Annotated in this window: 15 protein-coding genes; 4 read left to right on the forward strand and 11 right to left on the reverse strand. The window is 56.6% G+C overall.

Annotated features, from left to right (window positions below):
* The first annotated feature begins 5 nt into the window (after positions 1-5).
* From topA to bfr (KF814_16445), 3 genes are all read left to right on the forward strand, one after another.
* On the forward strand, positions 6-2,342 hold the full coding sequence (gene topA / locus KF814_16435) for a type I DNA topoisomerase (protein MBX3237734.1): 2,337 nt from the start codon (positions 6-8) through the stop codon (positions 2,340-2,342).
* 308 nt (positions 2,343-2,650) lie between these two features.
* On the forward strand, positions 2,651-3,127 hold the full coding sequence (gene bfr, locus KF814_16440) for a bacterioferritin (protein MBX3237735.1): 477 nt from the start codon (positions 2,651-2,653) through the stop codon (positions 3,125-3,127).
* Between the two features lie 40 nt (positions 3,128-3,167).
* Positions 3,168-3,647, forward strand: coding sequence for a bacterioferritin (gene bfr, locus KF814_16445; protein MBX3237736.1), 480 nt, complete (start codon positions 3,168-3,170; stop codon positions 3,645-3,647).
* 795 nt (positions 3,648-4,442) lie between these two features.
* On the opposite strand, the gene KF814_16450 is transcribed toward bfr (KF814_16445), so the two are convergent.
* From KF814_16450 to KF814_16470, 5 genes are all read right to left on the reverse strand, one after another.
* Positions 4,443-5,273 (reverse strand): HD domain-containing protein, encoded by an 831-nt coding sequence (locus KF814_16450; GenBank protein MBX3237737.1) that lies wholly within the window; start codon positions 5,271-5,273, stop codon positions 4,443-4,445.
* A gap of 106 nt (positions 5,274-5,379) precedes the next feature.
* Positions 5,380-5,904: a hypothetical protein gene (locus tag KF814_16455; GenBank protein MBX3237738.1), complete on the reverse strand. Its 525-nt coding sequence runs from the start codon at positions 5,902-5,904 to the stop codon at positions 5,380-5,382.
* A gap of 21 nt (positions 5,905-5,925) precedes the next feature.
* Entirely contained in the window at positions 5,926-6,603 is a 678-nt protein-coding gene (locus KF814_16460) for an FMN-binding protein (GenBank protein ID MBX3237739.1), read from the reverse strand.
* Entirely contained in the window at positions 6,600-7,001 is a 402-nt protein-coding gene (locus KF814_16465; GenBank protein MBX3237740.1) for a hypothetical protein, read from the reverse strand. The genes KF814_16460 and KF814_16465 overlap by 4 nt, the downstream gene beginning before the upstream one ends.
* 120 nt (positions 7,002-7,121) lie before the next feature.
* Positions 7,122-8,561 carry a hypothetical protein gene (locus tag KF814_16470; protein MBX3237741.1) on the reverse strand — a complete coding sequence of 480 codons (1,440 nt, stop codon included), beginning with the start codon at positions 8,559-8,561 and terminating at the stop codon, positions 7,122-7,124.
* A gap of 506 nt (positions 8,562-9,067) precedes the next feature.
* Between KF814_16470 and KF814_16475 the strand changes: the two genes are divergently transcribed.
* The gene (locus KF814_16475) at positions 9,068-10,132 is read left to right on the forward strand and encodes an FAD:protein FMN transferase (GenBank protein MBX3237742.1); all 1,065 of its coding nucleotides are present in this window, start codon (positions 9,068-9,070) and stop codon (positions 10,130-10,132) included.
* Between the two features lie 23 nt (positions 10,133-10,155).
* Here KF814_16475 and KF814_16480 read toward each other — a convergent pair whose 3' ends face one another.
* From KF814_16480 to KF814_16505, 6 genes are all read right to left on the reverse strand, one after another.
* Positions 10,156-10,440 (reverse strand): energy transducer TonB, encoded by a 285-nt coding sequence (locus KF814_16480; protein ID MBX3237743.1) that lies wholly within the window; start codon positions 10,438-10,440, stop codon positions 10,156-10,158.
* Positions 10,441-11,111: 671 nt separating this feature from the next.
* Positions 11,112-11,486 carry a biopolymer transporter ExbD gene (locus KF814_16485; GenBank protein ID MBX3237744.1) on the reverse strand — a complete coding sequence of 125 codons (375 nt, stop codon included), beginning with the start codon at positions 11,484-11,486 and terminating at the stop codon, positions 11,112-11,114.
* On the reverse strand, positions 11,470-11,901 hold the full coding sequence (gene exbB / locus KF814_16490; protein ID MBX3237745.1) for a TonB-system energizer ExbB: 432 nt from the start codon (positions 11,899-11,901) through the stop codon (positions 11,470-11,472). Before exbB ends, KF814_16485 begins: the two co-directional genes overlap by 17 nt.
* A gap of 120 nt (positions 11,902-12,021) precedes the next feature.
* Entirely contained in the window at positions 12,022-13,086 is a 1,065-nt protein-coding gene (locus KF814_16495; protein ID MBX3237746.1) for an ABC transporter ATP-binding protein, read from the reverse strand.
* A 90-nt stretch (positions 13,087-13,176) separates the two neighbouring features.
* Positions 13,177-14,763 carry an iron ABC transporter permease gene (locus KF814_16500; protein ID MBX3237747.1) on the reverse strand — a complete coding sequence of 529 codons (1,587 nt, stop codon included), beginning with the start codon at positions 14,761-14,763 and terminating at the stop codon, positions 13,177-13,179.
* Between the two features lie 15 nt (positions 14,764-14,778).
* The gene (locus tag KF814_16505) at positions 14,779-15,804 is read right to left on the reverse strand and encodes an extracellular solute-binding protein (protein MBX3237748.1); all 1,026 of its coding nucleotides are present in this window, start codon (positions 15,802-15,804) and stop codon (positions 14,779-14,781) included.
* Positions 15,805-15,875 lie beyond the last annotated feature (71 nt).

A 15,875-nucleotide genomic window follows, 5' to 3' on the forward strand; every position in this document is an offset into this window, starting at 1 on the left:
ACAAAATGGCAAAAACCCTGATCATCGTTGAGTCGCCCACCAAGGCGAAGACGATTACGAAGTACCTGGGGCGCGGCTATGCCGTGATGGCCTCCGTCGGCCACGTCAAAGATTTGCCTACCAGCAAGTTGGGCGTGGATCTGGAGCACGACTTCGAACCCCAGTACGTCACGATCAAGGGCAAATCGAAAGTGCTTGCGGATATCAAGAAGAAGGCTTCCGAAGTTGACAAAGTCTTCCTGGCTCCGGACCCTGACCGTGAGGGGGAAGCCATTGCGTGGCACATCGCGCAGGAACTGCATGGCAAAGGGAAGAAGAAAGACGGGAAAGTCTTCCGTGTGTTGTTCAACGAAATTACCGAGTCCGCCATCAAGCGGGCGCTGCAGTCGCCCGGCGAGATTGACATGAAGCTCGTGCAGGCGCAACAGGCCCGCCGAGTCTTGGACCGAATCGTCGGTTATCAAGGCAGCCAGCTGTTGTGGAAGAAGGTTCGACGAGGCCTCAGCATGGGGCGCGTCCAGTCCGTGGCGGTGCGTCTCATTTGTGATAGGGAAAAAGAGCGGGAAGCCTTCCGCGCGGAAGAATACTGGTCGATTACGGCGCTATTGTCTGGTCCAAACCCGCCCGCCTTCGAATCCAAGCTCCATTCCATCAATGGGCAAGACGCAGAGATCGGCACCGGCGATGTGGCGCAACGAATCCTGGCTGACGTGCAGGGCAAAGATTTCGTCGTGCAATCGGTTGAGCGGAGAGAGAAGAAGCGGAATCCGGTAGCCCCGTTTATTACCAGTCGCTTGCAGCAGGAAGCGGCCAGGAAGCTGCACTTCACCCCGAAGAAGACGATGACCCTTGCCCAGCAGTTGTATGAGGGGGTGGAGATCGGGGCGGAAGGCGCCACCGGCTTGATTACCTATATGAGAACGGATTCGCCACGCATCTCTCAAGAAGCTACGGAGGATGCTCGGCAGCTGATTCAAGAACGGTTCGGCGCCGACTACTTGCCTGCCACGCCGAACGTCTACAAGACGCAGAAAGCCGCACAGGAAGCACACGAAGCGATTCGTCCGACGAAAGCCAGCCGCGACCCCGAATCGATCCGCCAATACCTTGAGCACGACCAATATCAACTCTACAAGTTGATCTGGAACCGCTTCATTGCCTCCCAGATGGTGCCTGCGATCCTGGATGTGACCCGAGTCGACAGCGCACCAGTCGGAACCCAGGACCGTTACATTTTCCGGGCGACCGGTACGGTCGTGAAATTTCCCGGGCATACGGCGGTGTACCTTGAGGGAATCGACAAGGAATTGCTGACGCAGAAACCCAAGAGCGATCAGGAAGCGGAGGACGATTCGGACCGACAGCTCCCTGCGCTCAACGAAGGCGAACGTCTTCGGTTGATCGCACAGGACGCGCAGACGGTGCCAGGACTGACTTCCAAACAGCATTTCACCCAACCTCCTCCGCGTTACAATGAAGCGCTGCTGATCCGTGAGTTGGAAGAAAAAGGCATCGGCCGTCCATCCACTTATGCCTCGATTATTTCTACGATCCAAGATCGAAAATATGTCGAGAAGGTCGAGGGCCGATTTCTTCCTACCGAAACGGGAAAGACCGTCAATGAGTTTCTCCTGAAGGGGTTCCCGGATCTCCTCGATACCGAGTTCACGTCTCATATGGAGGAGCAACTGGACGAGGTGGAAGAAGGCACCAAGCCGTGGGTCGCGGCGGTGAGGGAGTTCTATGCGCCGTTTACCAAGGACATGGAGCTGGCCCAGAACATCCCCGGTCCGAAGGACGTCGTCGAGCCGCCAACCGACATTCCTTGCGAGAAGTGCGGGCGGATGATGGAGATCAAATGGGGGCGGAACGGAAAATTTCTCGCCTGCCCTGCGTACAAGGAAGATCCTCCCTGCAAAAACACACAGAACTTCGAACGCCTAGCCGACGGGACGATCAAGATCGTGCCGAAGGTTGAGGAAACTACGGATGAAAAGTGTGCGAAGTGCGGGAGTCCGATGGTGGTCAAGAGCGGACGCTTCGGAAAATTTCTGGCCTGCTCCGCTTATCCCGCTTGTAAGACGACAAAGGCCATCGCGTTGGGCGTGAAGTGCCCGCAGCCCGGTTGCGGCGGCGACTTGGTACAGAAGCGGACGAAGAAGGGCCGGAACTTCTATGCCTGCAGCCGGTATCCAGAATGTGAATATGCCCTGTGGGATCGACCTATCAATAAGGCTTGTCCTACTTGCCAGGCCCCATTCCTAATCGAAAAGGTGAGCAAGCAGACGGGGCGAACTGTTCAGTGCCGAAACGAAGAATGCGGCTACCGTGAAGCTGGGTAGACGGCTTCGTTCCTCTCTCCCTTTCCTCTCATCCCTGTAGCATTCCTTCTCCGTCAGCCATTCAGCACTCTGACTTTGTTGTGTCGCGTGTGTTGGTTTGACTTGCGCACGGCGCGCTAGTCGCAGGAGCAATGAGATCTGTTCTCACTGAATTTGAGAACATTTGTCGATAATACGTATCTCTCTTGTTGACAAGCCCCGTGAGAATCTCTAATTAGAGTGTAAGATAGAAAGTAGAAATGCAATCTGATGCGCGTATGCGCGTCAGGTCATCACGGGAGGCGCCCTATGGCCGGGAGGAGGGACCCATGAAAGCGAAACAGGGAGTCATCGAGATTCTGAATAAAGTGCTGACGGCAGATCTCACAGCGATCAATCAATATTTCGTGCATGCAAAGATGTGCGCCAATTGGGGCTATGAGAGACTGCACCATAAAGTCAGAGAGCGGAGTATCGACGAAATGAAGGATGCCGATCAATTGATCGGACATATCCTATATCTGGAAGGCGTTCCCAACGTTCAGCGTATGAACACGGTGCAGGTCGGGGAAAATGTCCCAGAACAGTTCAAGCTTGATCTCAAGGCTGAGCAGGAGATGCTGGCGCTGCTGAGCGATGGAATTGTGCATTGCACCAAGGTCGGGGACTTCACCACGCGTCATATGCTGGAAGACATGGCGGAAGATGTGGATGCCCACATTGATTGGATCGAAACGCAAGTGGAAACCATCAAGCAGGTCGGGGTAGAAAACTACCTGGCCGAGCAAATCAAGAAGGATAGCTGATCGGGGCCACTGGCCCTATGCGGTATCAGCAGGAGTTATCATGAAAGCCAAAGACGGGGTAATCGAGCGTCTCAATAAAGTACTGGTGGGGGAATTGACAGCCGTGCATCAATACCTGTTACACGCCGCTCTGTGTAAGAATTGGGGATATGAGCGGTTGCACGAGCATTTCAGCCACCTGGCCCAGGAGGAGGTTTCCCATTCCTCAGGATTGATCGACCACATTTTGTATCTCGAAGGGACTCCGGCGGTCGATCAGTTGGATGTTGTGGCAACAGGTAAGAAGGTGCCGGATCTGTTTGAGGCGGATTTGTCGTTCGAGCGAGAGGACGCGGATCTTTTGAGAGAGGGGATTGTGCACTGTGCGAAGGTCGGTGATTTCACTACCCGGCATCGGCTTGAGGATATGATCATCGATACGGAGGAGCACATCGATTGGTTTGAAACCCAGCTCCGTACGATCAAACAGGTCGGGCTACCAGTCTATCTGGCCGAACAGATGAAGGGTGGTAAGGTTTAGCCCGCCAAATCGAACGTGGGATTTTGGGGCGGCCCGACCCCCATCGGGCCGCCAGTAGTTCTTTCCTGATAGGCGAGGGGTGGTATCAACAAGGGTGGCCTGGAGGTATGGCGCCCCGCATGTACGGACAGTCAATCGCCAGCGCTGCCGAAGTGACGGTTAGGCCGCAGGGCGCGCAGCTCCAAAATGGTCCGGTAAAGGTTAATTCGTTTCGACCGCAACGTGGGCATCGTATGATCTTCATCGGATCTCCCACTGAGCGGTGATTTTCGCAGCAGGTCCTGTCAGTCCTCGTAGGCTCCACGGAACTACAACTCCCGGTCTAACGGTCTTCTTCTCCTGAAGCGGCTTCATCAGTCTTCGTTTCTCCTCCACGATTGCACGGAGAGTGTTCATCCCACTCTGGCTGAGGGCGTGGATCAAATGGAAACGCAGGAATCCCTCCGGGTCGACAAGGAATGTGTAGCAGTTTGTGTGAAAGGCGGACCATGAGACGTGAAAAGCCCGATGGACACGCTTGAGAGTGTCGATAACGACGGGAAGCGCGAGTGTGCTGAGCTGTGAGAGGTTGCAGCCATCGTCGAGATCCAAGTGGGAAGTCACAGCAAGGAAATTGGGCCGTTCGCGATGGAGTCGATGCATATGGAGTTCAAGAAACGCAGCTCGGGTGAGACTCGGGAGTTGGCGAAGCAGATCGCGGTCCGTCGACCGTGAACGTCTTGCGAGCCGATGATGTGAAGCCGGCCTGCAATAGTAATGGTACCCTGAATATTGGAGTCGTCTGCCCCATCTGGATCACGGGAGTTCTTCTTCCTCCATGTGTCCGGTAGGTAAGTTAGCTGGAAGGGAAGAGGAGGGGGCCTCAGGAGGAATCGAGGCGCCCTCCCCTGCGCGTTGTGGAAGGGCACATTCCACTCCGAACCTCGAACCTAAAGGCGATGCATCCTTGGTTTGAAAGGCATGAACCGGTTGCACAGGGAATTGCAGGAGTTCAGAGGCCAGCGCGACCAGTGATGGGTCGAACTGGGTCCCTGAGGAGGCTTGGAGCAGCCGACAGGCTCGTGCGGCCGAGCCAGACTGCCGGACCAGCATGTCAAAGGAGTCCGCGACGGCGAGAATACGTGCCGGCAGCGGCACATAGAAGCCGCGCAGCCCGTAGGGATATCCAGAGCCATCCCAATGCTCATGATGGTGTGCGATCCACAACGCAGCGCGACCTAGAAAGCGAAACTCGCTCAATAGTTGCGCACCTTCCCGCGAATGGCTTTGCACGAGGATGTATTCCTCAGGCGTCAGAGTCGCGCTCGGGTCGGTCAAATGTTTTGGAACCGTCAGAAGCCCGATATCATGCAGCAACGCGGCGTAATGCAGCTCTGTCTGATCCTCCGGCGAGAGTCCTGCCTCCTGTCCCAAGCGCATTGCATAGTGAGCAGCTTGCTCCCCATGGCCATAGTGGTGAGGCAGTGCGGTTTCGATACGACGAGCCAGCCGACAGAGGGTGAGATGGCATATATACTCACGGGACGAAAGGGGCAGGGACAACGAATCGAGCGTCCGCAGTTCCATCATGATTCCGTGAAGCAACTGAGCTGTGGGGTTGATTGGCGCAACTACGGATGACTGCATCGGTCACCTCCTTAAAAAAACAACAGAGCCCAAGACCGTGGGCACGATCTTGGGCTCTGGGCCTATGGCCTCTGGCCGCGGGCTGTATGGCAGACGGGCGTCTGGTTTAGTGCTTGTGGCTTTCCCCGTGCTTCCCAGCCATGAGTGGCTGCTTAAGAATCCACATCTCGTGCAACGGGATCCACATCATGATCAGGAACGACACCATCATCAGCGTATCGCCAGTCAGCATCGTGATGACGAAAACGGGAGACACGTAACTGATCAGCCAGGGGGAGAGGAGATCCAATCCCACGCCGCCAAATGCCAACCATGTCGTCCATACTTTCGTGGCATGGCTCGCATTCGTGAGGTAGAGGACGTGGACAAGAATCATAAACACCACCGGCATCGTAAACAGATGAAAGTGGGTGACCTCCGCCAATTCTCGGAACGACATGGGTTCGCCGAAGGTGGCATCCGACCCACGGTAGTGATCGGCAATGCCTTGCGGCGAGAGGCCCGTCATGCTGTGTGCCCAGAAAAATGAAAAGAGGAATCCCGTGAGCATCAGCCCAAGAAAAATCGTATAGAGCAATCGGATGTGACGGTCCGAATCTCGGAGTCGAAAGCGGCTGTTGAAGTTGCGCATAGCCGGAGTACGGGCCGTGGCCTAGTTGCCGAAAATGGATTTGAAGAAGCCTTTGTCCGTCTTGCGCGCCGTCATGGTATCGCTGCCCTGTCCTGCCGGCTTGAGATAAAACTCGTCGACAAGCACCAGCACGCGCTTAATGCCTGCGCTCATCGAGCGAACGGACATCGTCGCGCCGCTGATGTTGATAATGTCCTTGTTGATCCTAATCGGATCTAGGACGGACTTGCCTTCGTATTGAGAATTGAACCGCTTCTGCCGCACCTCGCTGCCGCGCGCTTCCCGAAAGATCAGCAACTCGATATCCGATACCTTGCCCTGTTGGTCGACCCCGACCATGTAAGTCATCGGTTTATGTTTACCGATGGTGTTATGTACCATCGCATACCCGTCGATTTGTGTGCCGGTCTCGCCGATGTAAATTTCAAAGGACTCTTCCGGGAATTTCCAGCCGATTCGCTCTTCGATCTGTGCTTTCTTTTCAGGAGTGAGACGAATTTGTTCCTTCCTCACTCGCTCGGATTTTGGAAGAATGACCCTGAGCCCTTCCTCCTCGGTCATGAAGACCTCTGCCATGGTCATTTCCTGATCCGTCAGATAGCGTTTCAGTTCACTGTCCCATATCCGCTCGCTGCGGGCTAAGGTGGGGAGGAGAGCAACGGATAGTATGACACTGGACAGTAGGACGACGAACTTCATGTTGTTGCACAGCCTTTCTCTCGCAGCTTCGTTGTGAGCCGAGTGGAAATATCTTGCAGCACCTCTTCCGACGGTTCGATCGGCCACCATTTTGTGGCTTGCGACGTCACACCACCCCTGGCGTGCCAGCGTTGACGGATCTCGGTAACGTTGACCGAGGCGACATCCTTGTCGTGCGTGACCGTAGCAGTTAACTGTGCCCGCTCACGGTTGCCGAATCCTTCACGCCCGAAGATGCCGAACGACCGCTCTTTGCCTTCCATCTCGATCCAGGCTGTTTCGATTACACCCTTTTCCTTGTTTTGGGTCGTAATCGAGTAGCCTTTTAGGACATCGACCGTGGCTTCCCATGTGGTGTCGTATGAGCAGACAGATGTGTGTGCGTGGCTGCCGTTCATGCTTGCACAGCCAGTGATCAGCAAGCATAGGATGGCGGTCAAGGCAGAGGATTTCACGTGCAAGAGATTCCTTTCGGGCGGCGGATTGTCCGAATGTTCAGACAATCCGCCGCATGCGGCTTAAAAATACGTCGCAGCAGAGATTACAAACGCGCTGTCATGAATCCGTCTCTCCGTGTTGGAATTAAAGGACTTGGGCATATACTGATAGCTGACCTTGAACACGGCGTCTTCCACCGGACGGTAGTTCAAGCCAAACGAAATTTGCTCCAATTCCCCTTGGTTTTCACCGCGGTTGTCCATGTTCAAGTTAACTCTGTCGTATCTGACGACCGCCGTGAACGTCGCGCCTTCCCCAAATCGCTTGGGAGAGAGTGCCGTCAGGAATGCAGGCATAAAGTGGTAGTTCCCTTGGATATAGAAGCCCTGCATACGTTGTGGGGGAGCCGCCAGGGTATTGAACGTATTCACCCCGGTGAGGAGTGAGCCCACAGGATTTGTGGCGCCGCCAGGAACGGGAATCTGCCGAGAATTCCCGCGAGCATAGGCCCAAGCCGCTTCTCCGATGACTTCGAACGGACCCTTTTGGAGCGTCCAGTCGACCGCCATGATGCTGAGAGGATTGTAGCTGTAGGGCGAGGCGTTGCCGAAGTATCCGGAGCCTGCGACCTCAATGCCCAACATGGGACTGAACGCCATACGGCCGGACACGGCCTTGCCGTTGTTGATATCTAACCCGTCAGCGGAAGCGCATTTACGCTGTCGTGAACCTCGAGTTCCGTCTTCTTCGCGGATCCGTGGCGTGCCGTCTGCGTTGTATCCGCAGGGCCCGGTTGTGACATAGAACTCGTAGTCCAACTTGCTGGTCCGGCCCGGGTAGACCGTACCGTAGAAGCCTGCGCCGGTTTCGGCCATTGTGGAAGGAATCACAAGACGGCTGACAAGTGGGCGATCGGTTAAATCGTTCAACGGTGAATCATGCAACAGGTTGAACTTTCCGATCGGGATGAGCAGGATGCCCGCCCGAAGATTGAAAGGTTCTTTCACAAGGTAGTCGATATGGGCGAATTCGAGCCCGATTTCCGCACCCTGTGTCGCATCTTCTCGAATGCCGTGCTCGATTTCCAATTCGGCTGCGAACTTCACATGCTCAGTGACGTCAGCATAAATGAATGGCACAAAGCGTTGCTGGTCAAACCCGTTGGTGGTACCGCGCTTCACACCGTTGGCTTCGTATCCGGACTCAAGAACGCCGTTTCGGTGCGAGCGAAATTGGATATCCATATAGCCGCCGACAATAGCCTTTGGTGCCGATACGAAAGGCTTTGCGTACACAAGACGGCCTGAGCCAGTTGATCCGAAGGAAAGAGCAGGCTGGGATTCGGCACGACGTTCTCGGCCGACCTCAGGCAGAGAACCGATGCCAGGCTCGTTGATCTGTCCTGCTGAGGTGTCGCGGCGTTCCATGGCGCCTTCATGACGTTCGTGTTCCTGGAGTCGCTTTTCCACTGCTTCATCGACCATTTTCTTGATGTCTTCCGGGGTCATATCAACAGCCATAGCCGGCAAAACCGGTAAGCTAGCGAAGACGAGAGCCCCGAGGATTGACCGCACCCTCATTGGAAACCTCCGTGAACTGTATAGTGGTGATGGTCTGACTCGGGACTCGATGGTCTCTGGCCTGTATAGGATGTGCTGCAAGAGTATGGACAAGCTGTCGAGGATGTACTGAGCGAGATACCTCCTTCCATGATAGAGGTCATGATGCAACCGTGCTCCACCCTTCAATGGACGCGAAAGGGATGAGGACAATGCGCTTACAGCGTTTGCATTTCAGTTCCAGACCCCCGCCGCGGACCTTGGCGATGAGCTGCCCGCATTCACAGCGGGTTTCGGCGTTGGAGCCAGATTCGATGGGAGAGCTTGTGGATGCCATTTCGCGAACGGCTCCTCTCAAATGAAATTGAGAACGATTATTAATATCTCGCAACCGAGGGAGAAGTCAACCCCCTCTGCTTGCTGCCTGGCCAGTGTCATTCGGCCCAGGCGGTCTCTATAATGGAATCATGCGGCTACCTGACCCGGTGCTCGTTGCTTCCCGACTTTTCGACTGGCGCAGGCTCTTGCTCGTCATTGTGGTCTTTGGCGCGCTGCACGGGTGTGCAGGAGTGGGCGGAGGGGGGGATCCAGTAGTTCTGAAGCGGGCCCAGTTGCATATGGGTACCGTCGTGTCTATCACGGCGGTGGCTGCTCGTCGCGAAACTGCCCAAGAGGCGACTCAGGCGGGTTTTCAAGAAATCAGGCGCTTGGAGCAGCTCCTCAGTACCTGGCGTCCAGATAGCGAGCTTTCGCAGGTCAATGCTTCTGCCGGTAGACGGCCGGTTCGTGTGAGCCAGGAGACGTTCGAGTTGGTGTCCCGATCATTGGATTTCGCGCGGATGACCGGGGGAGGATTTAATATTGCCGTGGGCCCGGCTGTTGAGGCGTGGAGTGTCACCGAACGGCAGCAAATCCCAACTGTTCAAGAGTTAGAGCGATTGCATCCGCTAGTAGATTGGCGAGCTATTCAGCTGGATGAGGGGGAGCGTACGATTTTTTTGCCGCATTTCGGAATGCGCATCGATATCGGGGGGATAGGAAAAGGGTACGCGGCGGACCGTGCCGCTGAGGTGATGCAACAGGCTGGTGCTCAGGGAGGAGTGGTCGCGCTGTCCGGAGATATTAAGACGTTCGGGAGTCTTCCAGAGCAGGCGGGTTTTTCTGTTGGAATTCGGCATCCCCGACGCGAGGGCGTCCTGCTTGCCAGGATCAATCTCAAGAATGAAGCAATTTCAACCGCCGGTGACTACGAGCGGTACTTTGAACGAGACGGCATTCGCTACCATCACATCCTCGATCCCTTAACTCTCCAACCGGCTTGGGACTGTCAGAGCGTGACCGTTGTGGCTTCGGATGGGATCACTGCCGATGGGCTTGATACGGGCTTATTCGTGATGGGGCGGGAACGCGCCATGGCATTGATTGAGAGTCTGCCCGGTGTCGGCGCAATCATCGTCGATCGGGATGGAAAAGTTTGGGTCTCCTCGCGTTTACAGGGCAGAGTTCAAATGGGGGAGGCAACGCTGGAATAGCTGTAGTGGGTTCCTTTGCGAATCTAACGACCCAATGTATAACTGAGGGGAATGTGGATTGTTACGCGCTCTCGCCCAAGCTGCTGGGTCAGTACAAAGGGGGCCGCTTGCCGCACCGCCTCTAGGGCCGCCTGGTCGAGAATGTCATGTCCTGAGCTTTTTGCAATGTCAGATGAAGCAAGTTGACCATCAGCCAGAATTACCGCTCGAACAACCACACGACCTTCCAATTTCTCAATTCTTGCTGCGGCTGGGTAACGCTTAAAGGGTTCGATGCGCTGCAGGATTGATCCTGCTAGCCAACCCAAATCCGGTTTCCGCGTCGGCGGTGCCTGCACCGTAGGAGGTGCGACGGCTGCTACGCTGGTAGCTGGCGGCTCAGATTCTGGCGGTGCTGTGGCTGATTGTGCCGGAGGGGTATTGGGCGTCGGCGGTGCGGCCGTCTCTTCCCGCACGGGAGTTGGGGGCTGCGGTTCACTAAGTGACGGCTGGGGATGGAGAGTGCTTTCTACGTCTTGCTTGGGGGGCTCGGGGACGCCTGTGGATTGTGGTGCGGCCACAGCGGCCGATTCTGATCGGAAAGGTTCGACGTGAGGGGGTGGTGCTGGTGCCAGGTCGGCGGATTCGATGGGCCTGGGCGGATCGGCACTGACCGCATCCCGAGAGGAAGGCCGCTGCGCAGAAGCAACCGGAGGGCCGGTCGGTCGGGCTGGCATCGGGATCTCTTTCCTCGCTGATGGCTTGGGCCGCGTCGCAGCGGGGACGGCGGGGGTGCTTGAGGCTGAAGTCGAAGCGGGCGCCTCGGGAGGGTGCACCACAGCCACGTTCCACTGGAAGGGCGTGGTGCTAGGCGCCAGTGTTACTTTTGCCAGAAATGATGTGGCCAGAAACAGAGCGAAGCCGTGTATGCAAGCAGAAATGATCCAGCCACTCAGTCGCAGGTGGGCAAACTCCCTGTTCCCAACGACTGGCTGATCAGTCACAAGCGAACGACCTCCAAGCTGACCGACTGGAAGCCCAGGCCCCTCACTTCATCAACCACCGCCACAAATCGTTCCAGCAACGTGACCTTGTCGGCGCGGACGACCACGAGCGATTCACGAGGTTGCGAGGTCAAAGCCGCCTTTAACCCATCGGCGGGAATCGCCTGATCATTCAAGAAGAGATTTCCTTCCGAGGTCAGGGTGATGACGACGGGGACGTCTTTATGGTCGCCGACTTCCTTGGCCTTAGCCAGATTGACAGGGATTTGCCCAGTACTGATGAACGTTGCAGTCGTCAGTACGATGACCAGGAGCACCAGCATGACGTCGACGAGAGGGATGACGTTGATCTGATTAACTTCTCGTTCCATGCTGCACCTTATAGAGAGATAAGAGTTCAGCGACGCGGCGACGCAGGATGTTGTTCATCACAACGCAGGGAATCGCAACCAACAGTCCGACCGCCGTTGCCTTGAGGGCAAGGCTCAGGCCGATCATAATCGTGTTGACGGCCATTGTGCCGGAGGTGCCCATCGTGTGGAAGGTCAACATAATGCCCAATACAGTGCCAAGCAGGCCGATATAGGGGGCATTGGCGGCGACGGTACCAATGATCACGAGACGTTTAGTGAGGGCAATCTCAAAAACCTGAACATCGGAGAACTGGGCGGGATCTACCTTACGATAGTACAACCAACGCTCAACAGCTACTGCCAGGCACCATACACTTAAGGACAGCAGGAGACCGATAATTCCATAATCCACGGCGTGCTTCAACGCGTCCATGAGACACTCCTTTTAGGATGAACAATCACGGCTCACGGCGCGGTGGGTTGGATCCCGTCGTGACCACTCTGCACTCTATGTGAGAACCAAAGACACTCCGTCAAATTCCGCGCGGCTCAATCAGGTGTTCTGCGCCGACCTTTGCGCAAAGAGGACCGTATGGGTGGCGACCACGCGGAGTTCTACGGCCGTGCCCACCTGATAGACGCTCGTTGAGGGTTCGCTGCTATGCACTATTTGCCCAGACGGTAGGCGAATGGTGTAAAGGTTTTCTGAGCCCTTGAATTGCCGGGAGAGTACGCGCGCTTCGGCCCCCTTTGTGGGGACGACGTGAATGTCGTCCGGGCGGATCATTACCACCACATGGGTGCCGTTCTCCAGGCTGAGAGTATTAGGAAATGAGCCTAACTCGGTGGCGACCATTCCATGGGTCACGACTCCGGAAATGAAATCGGCTTGTCCCACAAAGTCGGCGACGAACGGCGTTGCGGGCATGTGATAAATGGCTTCAGGCGCATCGAACTGCTCAAGCCGGCCGTTGTTGAGCACCGCGATGCGGTCGGCCATCGCGAACGCCTCGTCGTGGCCGTGGGTGACCAAGATTGTGGTGGTCTTTGTCCGACGGAGCAGTTCATGCAGATCATGGCGCATTCGACTCGCCATATCGGGATCCAGGTTGCTGAACGGTTCGTCCAGCAGCAATACGATCGGCTGTTGGGCCAGCGCCCTTGCGAGTGCGACGCGTTGTTGTTGGCCGCCAGAGAGTTCATGCGGATAGCGCCGGTCCAAGCCGGAGAGTCCAGTCAATTTGAGGAGATCCTCGACCACGCCGCGGCGTTGATGTTTGGATAAATGCCGTAGGCCGAAGGCAATATTCTGTTCGACCCGCAGGTGCGGGAAGAGTGCATATTCTTGGAAGACCATTCCGACCCGGCGCTGTTCCGTTGGCACCAGAAAGTCTGGGCTGGACACGAGTTGGCCTGAGAGTGTGATGGCGCCGGCGGTTACGCGTTCAAAGCCGGCGATGGCTCTAAGAATGGTGGTCTTGCCACAGCCGGATGGTCCGAGCAGGCAGAGAATTTCCCCTTCTTGCGCACTGAAGCTAATCCCTTCTACGGCTGGCCTGGATGGCTCATAGGCGCAGGACACACTTCTAAGATCCAGCACCGGTGGCGACGTGGGCATTGAATCGCCCGCTGAGGGCGCCGATTGGCCCGCTGAATGTTGCCCGTTGTCCTCGTCAGGACCCACTACGCAATTCACGGCAATGTCCTCTCAGGCAGCACGCCAGTCCTTTGATACCAACATCAAGAGGGCTGGCAGGCTGAGTATGACGATCAGCAGAGCCGAGGGAGCGGCCAACTGGTAATACTCCTCACTAGCTTCGAGCCAAACCCGAATGGCCAACGTATCGAAACCGACGGGACGCAATAACAGGGTCGCCGGAAGTTCTTTCATCGTCTGAAGGAACATGAGCACCCAGGCCGCGACGAAGCCATTCCGAATCAGGGGGAGTGTCACACGGCGCAAGATCTGTCGCGTCGTGCAGCCAAGAGTCCTCGCCACTTCTTCGATATTCGGTGTGACCTGTTGCAGGGCTGGTTCAAGCGACTGCAGGCCGGCCGGTAAGAAGTGTAGGACGTAGGCCACGACCAAGACCACCATTGAACCATACAAGAACGGGGCAAGGCTTGTGAAGAGGACCAGGACGGCCAAGGCGGCCACGGGACCCGGCAACGCGTACCCGGCATAGGCAGCTTGTAGGCAGGCCAGGTTGATGCGACTGGGACGCCGGCTGGCGAGATAAGCCAACGGGAGGCCTAGTATGACGGCGCTGGTTGCAGCCAAGCAGGCGAGGAAGCCGCTATTCCAAACGAACCCATAAAACCGTGCATCCAATACTCCCTGCGACACTGCAGCGACGCTCCATTTGATCAGCATGAAAGCTGGGACGCCGAATGATGCGGCGAATACCAAGCCGACGAACATGGTCAAGAGCGTTACACCGATTGGGCCGCGATCTTGTCGGACGGGCGTTCGGTAACGGCCGGCTGTTTGATAGAATCGACTGCGCTGTCGAAACCATCGCTCTGTCACGAGAAACAATAAGGCCAGGGCAACCAGCAGCACGCTCAGCACACTTGCGGCGGTATGATCATACCGGCTGGTCATTTGCTGGTACACCGCATAGGTCAATGTTTGATAGCGGAGCAGCGAGACGGCCCCAAAGTCTGAGACCACGTACAGAATGACCAAGGCCAATCCGGCGGCGATGGCGGGTCGAATCAGCGGGAGCGTCACCCGCCAGAGTGTGGCCCATGGAGAGACACCGCAGACCCGGGCGACCTCCTCGAACGAGACGTTCAAGCTGAGCAAGGCTCCACGGGCAAGAAGGTACACAAAGGGAAACGTATCCAGGGCCATTACGAGGCTGACCCCAGAGAAGCTGGTGGGGGACAAAAGTAGACCGGCCGGCGCACCGATCGACTGCCACCACTCGTCGATGGGCCCGCCCATTCCGAGAAGGTGCGCGTAGACGTAGGCCAGCACATAAGTCGGCATGGCCAGTGGCAGCACCAGCACCCATTCCCAGATCCGTCGCCCAGGGAACTCATAGCGCACCACGACCCAGGCCAGCGAGACGCCAAGCGCGAGTGTCAGCAGGGAAACACTAGTGGCGAGGGACACCGTGTTCCAGAGCAACTCGGGGATTCGAGTAGCCCAGAGACGCTTCCACACGGCGGGGCTGGCCGTTGCAGCCAGAAAGGTAACGTAGGCTAACGGAAGCACCAGCAATGTGGTGGTGGCCAGGCTAAACCACTGTAGCGGTGACAGGATGAACTGGCGAACCGAGGTGACCATGGGGCTTCAATGCTGCTAGCGCAGCCCCACTTGTTCGATGAGTGTGAGCGTCGGTTCACGAAGTTCGGCCAGGCGGGCCAGCGGAACTAAGGCCGCGCGGAACGAGTGCCGGTCGACTAACGCGGGATCGGCTTTCACTTCCGGATGCAGTGGGTACTCCTTGTCCAGATCCGCAAACAGTTTCTGGCCCGCTTGCGCCACCAGAAATTCGACTAGCACCTTGGCGGCCTCGACGTGTTTGGACGTGCGGGTCACACCGATACCCGCGACGTTCATGATCGCTCCCATTCCCCCTTCTTGTTGATCCGGCATAAGGGCCGCGATGGGGGCGTCCGGTTGCGCGGCAAGGTGACGGTAAATGTAGTAGTGATTCACGATGCCGACCGCCGCTTGTCCCTTGGCGACCGCCTCTACGATCTGGCTGCTCTTTTGATAGACCTGGTTGCCTGCATTGACCTTGAGGCCCTGAAGAAACTGTTTGGTCTTATCATCGCCATATGTCGCCTTGATGACCGAGACTCCCGCCTGAAGATATTCGCTGCCGGAATTGGGAATCGCGATCTTGTCCTTCCACTGTGGGTTCGCCAAGTCGAGGAGCGACTTAATCTGGTCCGGTGTGACGAGCTTACTGTTGTAAACGACGATCCAGAACCTGCCCGAGAGTCCGATCCAACTGTTGTCGGCGGCACGGAATTGCGGGGGTATTGCTCGGTCGACTTCCCTCATATTGAGCGGTCTCAGAAGCTTCAACTCGCGGGCATGTTCGAGACTGCCGGCATCGTTTGTGATGAACACGTCGGCCGGGGTACGGTCCCCTTCGGCTTGGAGCCGGTTTACCAACTCGGTCGTGCCGGAAGACAACAACTCCACTTGGATGCCGCTCTTGGCTTGGAATTCGTCGAGCACCGGTTTTATTAAGCGTTCGGCACGGCCCGAATACACTACCAGCTTGTCCGCTGCTTGGGCGTCCGGGGACAGGGCTGACAAGCACAGGGACATAACCAGGCACACCCACGCCGACATCATGCGGGCCGACACCATGAGACGCACCTCCTGAGATAGAGAGCTAGAAGCGAGAAATGGCAAGATAATTGAAATTGATAACCCGTCTC

It is taken from the genome of Nitrospiraceae bacterium (assembly GCA_019637075.1).
Classification (GTDB): domain Bacteria; phylum Nitrospirota; class Nitrospiria; order Nitrospirales; family Nitrospiraceae; genus JAHBWI01.

Bases quoted from the DNA above. Each gene is read 5' to 3' on its own strand.
- exbB (MBX3237745.1), bottom strand. From the start codon at position 11,901: ATGGACGCGTTGAAGCACGCCGTGGATTATGGAATTATCGGTCTCCTG.
- KF814_16485 (MBX3237744.1), bottom strand. From the start codon at position 11,486: ATGGAACGAGAAGTTAATCAGATCAACGTCATCCCTCTCGTCGACGTC.
- bfr (MBX3237735.1), top strand. From the start codon at position 2,651: ATGAAAGCGAAACAGGGAGTCATCGAGATTCTGAATAAAGTGCTGACG.
- KF814_16465 (MBX3237740.1), bottom strand. From the start codon at position 7,001: ATGAACGGCAGCCACGCACACACATCTGTCTGCTCATACGACACCACA.
- KF814_16475 (MBX3237742.1), top strand. From the start codon at position 9,068: ATGCGGCTACCTGACCCGGTGCTCGTTGCTTCCCGACTTTTCGACTGG.
- KF814_16495 (MBX3237746.1), bottom strand. From the start codon at position 13,086: ATGCCCACGTCGCCACCGGTGCTGGATCTTAGAAGTGTGTCCTGCGCC.
- KF814_16470 (MBX3237741.1), bottom strand. From the start codon at position 8,561: ATGGCTGTTGATATGACCCCGGAAGACATCAAGAAAATGGTCGATGAA.
- bfr (MBX3237736.1), top strand. From the start codon at position 3,168: ATGAAAGCCAAAGACGGGGTAATCGAGCGTCTCAATAAAGTACTGGTG.
- KF814_16460 (MBX3237739.1), bottom strand. From the start codon at position 6,603: ATGAAGTTCGTCGTCCTACTGTCCAGTGTCATACTATCCGTTGCTCTC.
- KF814_16505 (MBX3237748.1), bottom strand. From the start codon at position 15,804: ATGGTGTCGGCCCGCATGATGTCGGCGTGGGTGTGCCTGGTTATGTCC.
- KF814_16455 (MBX3237738.1), bottom strand. From the start codon at position 5,904: ATGCGCAACTTCAACAGCCGCTTTCGACTCCGAGATTCGGACCGTCAC.
- topA (MBX3237734.1), top strand. From the start codon at position 6: ATGGCAAAAACCCTGATCATCGTTGAGTCGCCCACCAAGGCGAAGACG.
- KF814_16500 (MBX3237747.1), bottom strand. From the start codon at position 14,763: ATGGTCACCTCGGTTCGCCAGTTCATCCTGTCACCGCTACAGTGGTTT.
- KF814_16450 (MBX3237737.1), bottom strand. From the start codon at position 5,273: ATGCAGTCATCCGTAGTTGCGCCAATCAACCCCACAGCTCAGTTGCTT.